General features: G+C 69.3%; 8 protein-coding genes. 1 reads left to right on the forward strand and 7 read right to left on the reverse strand.

The features are described from left to right. The 7 genes from P409_RS28420 to P409_RS39985 all read right to left on the reverse strand — a co-directional run. On the reverse strand, window positions 1–312 hold a 312-nt coding region (locus tag P409_RS28420), incomplete at its 3' end, for a trehalose-phosphatase (protein ID WP_034846351.1). A gap of 304 nt (window positions 313–616) precedes the next feature. Next, entirely contained in the window at window positions 617–1,279 is a 663-nt protein-coding gene (locus P409_RS28425; RefSeq protein ID WP_034846343.1) for a hypothetical protein, read from the reverse strand. A 58-nt stretch (window positions 1,280–1,337) separates the two neighbouring features. Further along, window positions 1,338–1,703, reverse strand: coding sequence for a DUF4870 family protein (locus tag P409_RS28430; protein WP_052121506.1), 366 nt, complete (start codon window positions 1,701–1,703; stop codon window positions 1,338–1,340). A gap of 35 nt (window positions 1,704–1,738) precedes the next feature. Continuing rightward, window positions 1,739–2,140, reverse strand: coding sequence for an envelope stress response membrane protein PspC (gene pspC, locus P409_RS28435; protein WP_034846355.1), 402 nt, complete (start codon window positions 2,138–2,140; stop codon window positions 1,739–1,741). After that, window positions 2,137–2,370: an envelope stress response membrane protein PspB gene (gene pspB / locus P409_RS28440; protein ID WP_034846345.1), complete on the reverse strand. Its 234-nt coding sequence runs from the start codon at window positions 2,368–2,370 to the stop codon at window positions 2,137–2,139. The genes pspC and pspB overlap by 4 nt, the downstream gene beginning before the upstream one ends. A gap of 60 nt (window positions 2,371–2,430) precedes the next feature. Beyond that, window positions 2,431–3,099 (reverse strand): phage shock protein PspA, encoded by a 669-nt coding sequence (gene pspA / locus P409_RS28445; RefSeq protein ID WP_034846347.1) that lies wholly within the window; start codon window positions 3,097–3,099, stop codon window positions 2,431–2,433. 21 nt (window positions 3,100–3,120) lie between these two features. Beyond that, the gene (locus P409_RS39985) at window positions 3,121–3,291 is read right to left on the reverse strand and encodes a hypothetical protein (RefSeq protein WP_162531600.1); all 171 of its coding nucleotides are present in this window, start codon (window positions 3,289–3,291) and stop codon (window positions 3,121–3,123) included. A gap of 158 nt (window positions 3,292–3,449) precedes the next feature. On the opposite strand from P409_RS39985, the gene P409_RS28450 reads away from it, so the two are divergent. Then, a partial coding sequence (locus P409_RS28450; protein WP_034846349.1) for a sigma 54-interacting transcriptional regulator occupies window positions 3,450–4,043 on the forward strand: 594 nt, incomplete at its 3' end.

The raw sequence follows: 4,043 nt of genomic DNA on the forward strand, positions 1-4,043 counted from the left end.
GCGGTCGACCGGGACGCGCTCGACCGGACCGGCCGGCACCGCGCGCCATTCGAGGCCGTGCTGGCCGGCGGCGGGCAGCGAAAGCGGGCCGAACAGCCGGTCGAGATCGGCGATGGCACGGCCGGAGACCAGGGCCAGGGCGCCGCCGACACGGGCGGAGAGCCGCTGCAGGTCGCCGGGCAGGCCGGGCGGCACCACCACGTCCTCGGGCCGCTCGGCCAAGTCGATCAAACAGCCATCGACATCGAGAAACAATGCCAACCCAGAAATACTGTCGGCGAAAGCGGTCGTGTCGATGATCTGCGGCGCCATGCGCGGTGACATCTCCGTGTCAATTTTTCGCAAAGATTGCCGGCCCGGAACGACTCCGGACATGACAACAGGCACATCCGCCGCCGGATCTGGCCGGCGGAGCGATGCGCCCGTTCTCCGTTTTAGGAGCGATGGCCGGCTATTTCAAGGGAAGGGGTGGGATTTTGGCTTCCGGTCGAATGCCTTGCGCCCTGTCATCGTCATTGCGAGCGCAGCGAAGCAATCCAGGGGCCAATGCGAACCGGCCCCTGGATCGCCACGTCGCTGCACGCCTCGCGATGACGGTTGAACGGCGCGGTCGACCTCAGTCTTCGTAGCCGATGCGGGCGCGGACGAATTCGCCCCGGATCGAGACCAGCGGCGGCCGGTCGCCGGCGGCGGCGGGGATGGCACTGTCGACCAGCGACATGCGGGCGTCGACCTGATAGCTGACCGGGGTGCCGCGGCGGAAGCCGAGGTCGAGGTCGGCAGCATCGGCCTGGATGCGGATGGCCTCGCCCGGATCGTCGGCGCGCAGCGTCGCCTGCACCGCATTGGCCGTGAGGTCGAGCGTCCGGGCCTGGCCGGACAGCGACAGCTTGGCCGCGTGGACCTGGACCGCGACGGCGCCGAAGCGGCCGTCCAGCGTGGCCTCGATCGCCGCCGGCCGCAGCGCCAGAGCGGTGCCGGGCCGCAGGTTGAGCGACAGCGTCGGCCGGCAGTCGCGCGGCCAGACCGAGGATTGCTCGCGGAGATCGACGGTCAGGACGCGGCCATCGACCCGCAGGATCGCAGCGCAATCCTCCGTGTCGTCCAGCGTCGCCAGCAGCGGCCGGGCGGGATCGGTGGTGGCGGCGACGGACAGGGCCTCGCCGGTCACCACCACCGTGTCGACCGCGGACAGGTCGACCGGTGCCGCCATCTCCGCCGCGGAGGGATCGGCGGCACCCAGCCCCGCCAGGAAAGCCAAGGTCTGCAACGAGCCCATCACGATCCCTCCTAAGGCGGCCGGCGGCGCCGGCGCGGTTGTCAGCGATGCATCGGGGTCAGCGGTACAGCGGCGTGCGGTTGGCCACGGCCAGCCAGCCGCGGACGACGCGGTAGACGGTCCACAACCACAGCAAGCCCAGGAGCGGCCAGCCGATCAGCACCCAGGTCAGGGCGCCGAACACCAGGCCGAGCAGCAGGAACGCCCAGAAGGTGCGGATCGCCCAGGTGAAGTGGTCCCAGCCCACGGTGCCGCGGGCGTCGCCGCGCGCCAAATAGGCGATGACCACGCCGATCAGCATCGGCAGGGCGGTGAACAGCGAGACGGCGTAGATCGCATAAACCACATGGCCGACCGTGCCCAGGCTGCCGCGCGCGCCGCGCGGCGAGACGATGTCGTAGTCCGGTCGGTAGGAAGCGGCCATTGCTGGCTCCTTTCTTCAGGGTGGATCCAGGAGATTCAACGACCTTCGAGGTCGCGGAAGTCCCGGTTCAGCTTGAACTCGCTGGAGGTGACGTAGCGCTCCATCCCGGCCAGGCGCTGCTCCAGCTCGCGGAAGTTGTGGCGGATGGCGGAGAAGGTGTCGGCCGGCTGGACCGAGACGGACCGCCAGAACACCTCCTCGTCCGGGCTGCGGTACAGCAACGTCGGCCGGCGCTTCAGGAACATGGCCGCCGCCAGATAGGCGATCAGCACATGCGGGAAGAAGAAGAACGCCAGGACCACGGTGCCGAAGCGGACCTTGCCGGGGGAGACCCCGAAATAGGCGGCCAGGCCGGCGCAGACGCCGAAGACCATGCCGCTATCCGGATCGCGGTAGAGGCGATGCGGATTCGGCGATTCGGTGAAGCGGCCGCTCATGGCGCCGGCCTCCGCCACTGCGGCGCCTCGGCATCGAGGATCTTCTCCAGCGTCTGGATCCGCAGTTCCATCCGCTTGGCGCTTTCCCACAGGTCGACCAGCATGCGCTCATCCTCACGCGACAGCGTCCGCGACGCCCGCCAGCGGGTGACGTAGTGCAGCACCAGCCAGATCGGCGCCACGATCACCAGGAAGACGATGACCGGGACGAAGAAGAAGGCGTGAAACATGGTTGTCCTTGCGTCTGCGGCCCGGCGGCACCCGCCGGGCCGGTGTGACGGGGTTTAAGGTCAGCCGCCGGTGCGGCCGAGGCGGGCCTTGATCGCCTGCAGCTCCTTCTCGACGCCGCTCTCGGCCTCGAGGTCGGCGAACTCCTCGTTCAGGCTCTTGCGCCGGCCGAGATCGAAGGACTCGACCTGGCCCTCCAGCGTGTCGATCTTGCGCTCGATCTGCTCGTAGCGGGCCAGCGCCTCGTCGATCCGCCCGTCATGTAGTTGGGTGCGGATGCGGATCTGGTCGCGCGCCGCGTCGTGCCGGATGGCGAAGGCCTTCTGCTTGTTCTTGGCCTCGGTCAGCTTGGCCTCGAGCCGGCCGAGATCCTCGTTGGTCTTGGCCAGCGCGGCCTCGATCGTCTCCAGCTCGCGGCGCAGCAGGTCCGCCGCGGTAGCGGCCTGGGCCTTGGCGACCAGCGCGCCCTTGGCCAGATCCTCGCGGCCCTTCTCGACCGCCAGCTCGGCCTTGCGCTGCCATTCGGCCTGCGCCGCCTCGAGCTGGTCGACCTTGCGCAGGATCTCCTTCTTCTCCGCGATCGAGCGGGCGGCCGCGGCGCGCACCTCGACCAGCGTGTCCTCCATCTCCTGCACGATCAGCCGGACGATCTTCTCGGGATCCTCGGCGCGGTCGAGCATGGAATTGATGTTGGAATTGATGATGTCGCCAAGGCGGGAAAAGATACCCATCACACGGTCCTCTTTCGATCCTTACAGGAACAGGGAAGCGATCAGCACGCCGGCGCCGAAGAACACCCAGTTCTCCGTCGGCCGGCTGGCGATCCAGGCCAGCAGGCGCTCGCCCGTGCGGCGCCAGTCGGCGGTTCCGGCGCCGCGGCCGGTGCGGAAGCGGGTGCCGGTCGGGTCGAAGCCGTAGCTCATTGGTCCTCCTCAAGCCCGATGCGTTCGGGTCATCCCCCTGGGTTGCAAAGCCCGTGCCAAAGTCGAATCCGGCCGGTTTCCGCCGCTTCGCTCGGATCACCCCTTGATCCTTCGGCGGGAATTTCCAATTCTTCGGAACATTTCGCCGAAAGGGGCCCATGGCCGACGGTCTGCCGCATCTGCTGGGCGAGGCGCCCGCCTTCGCCGACCTGCTGGACCGGGTCTCGGCCGCGGCGCCGCTGGACCGGCCGGTGCTGGTGATCGGCGAGCGCGGCACGGGCAAGGAGCTGATCGCCGCCCGGCTGCACTTCCTGTCCCCGCGCTGGGACCGGCCCTTCGTCAAGCTGGACTGCGCCGCCCTGTCGCCCGAGCTCTTGGAGAGCGAGCTGTTCGGCCATGAGGCCGGGGCCTTCACCGGCGCGGTCCGCCGCCATGTCGGCCGGTTCGAACGCGCCGATGGCGGCACCCTGTTCCTGGACGAGCTGGCCAATGCCGGCCTCAGGGTGCAGGAGAAGCTGCTGCGGGTGATCGAATACGGCGAGATCGAGCGGGTGGGCGGCGCCCAGACCATGACGGTGGATGTCCGCGTCGTCGCCGCCATCAATGTCGACCTGCCGGGCGAGGTCGCGGCCGGGCGCTTCCGCGGCGACCTGCTGGACCGGCTGGCCTTCGACGTGCTGACCGTGCCGCCGCTGCGGGCGCGGCCGGAGGACATCCCGCTGCTGGCCGCGCATTTCGCCCAGGGCATGGCG

The organism is Inquilinus limosus MP06 (assembly GCF_000767795.1).
Taxonomy (GTDB): Bacteria; Pseudomonadota; Alphaproteobacteria; order DSM-16000; family Inquilinaceae; genus Inquilinus; species Inquilinus limosus_E.

Coding starts and splice junctions, on each gene's coding strand:
- P409_RS28425 (WP_034846343.1), bottom strand. CDS start 1,279: ATGGGCTCGTTGCAGACCTTGGCTTTCCTGGCGGGGCTGGGTGCCGCC.
- P409_RS28430 (WP_052121506.1), bottom strand. CDS start 1,703: ATGGCCGCTTCCTACCGACCGGACTACGACATCGTCTCGCCGCGCGGC.
- pspC (WP_034846355.1), bottom strand. CDS start 2,140: ATGAGCGGCCGCTTCACCGAATCGCCGAATCCGCATCGCCTCTACCGC.
- pspB (WP_034846345.1), bottom strand. CDS start 2,370: ATGTTTCACGCCTTCTTCTTCGTCCCGGTCATCGTCTTCCTGGTGATC.
- pspA (WP_034846347.1), bottom strand. CDS start 3,099: ATGGGTATCTTTTCCCGCCTTGGCGACATCATCAATTCCAACATCAAT.
- P409_RS39985 (WP_162531600.1), bottom strand. CDS start 3,291: ATGAGCTACGGCTTCGACCCGACCGGCACCCGCTTCCGCACCGGCCGC.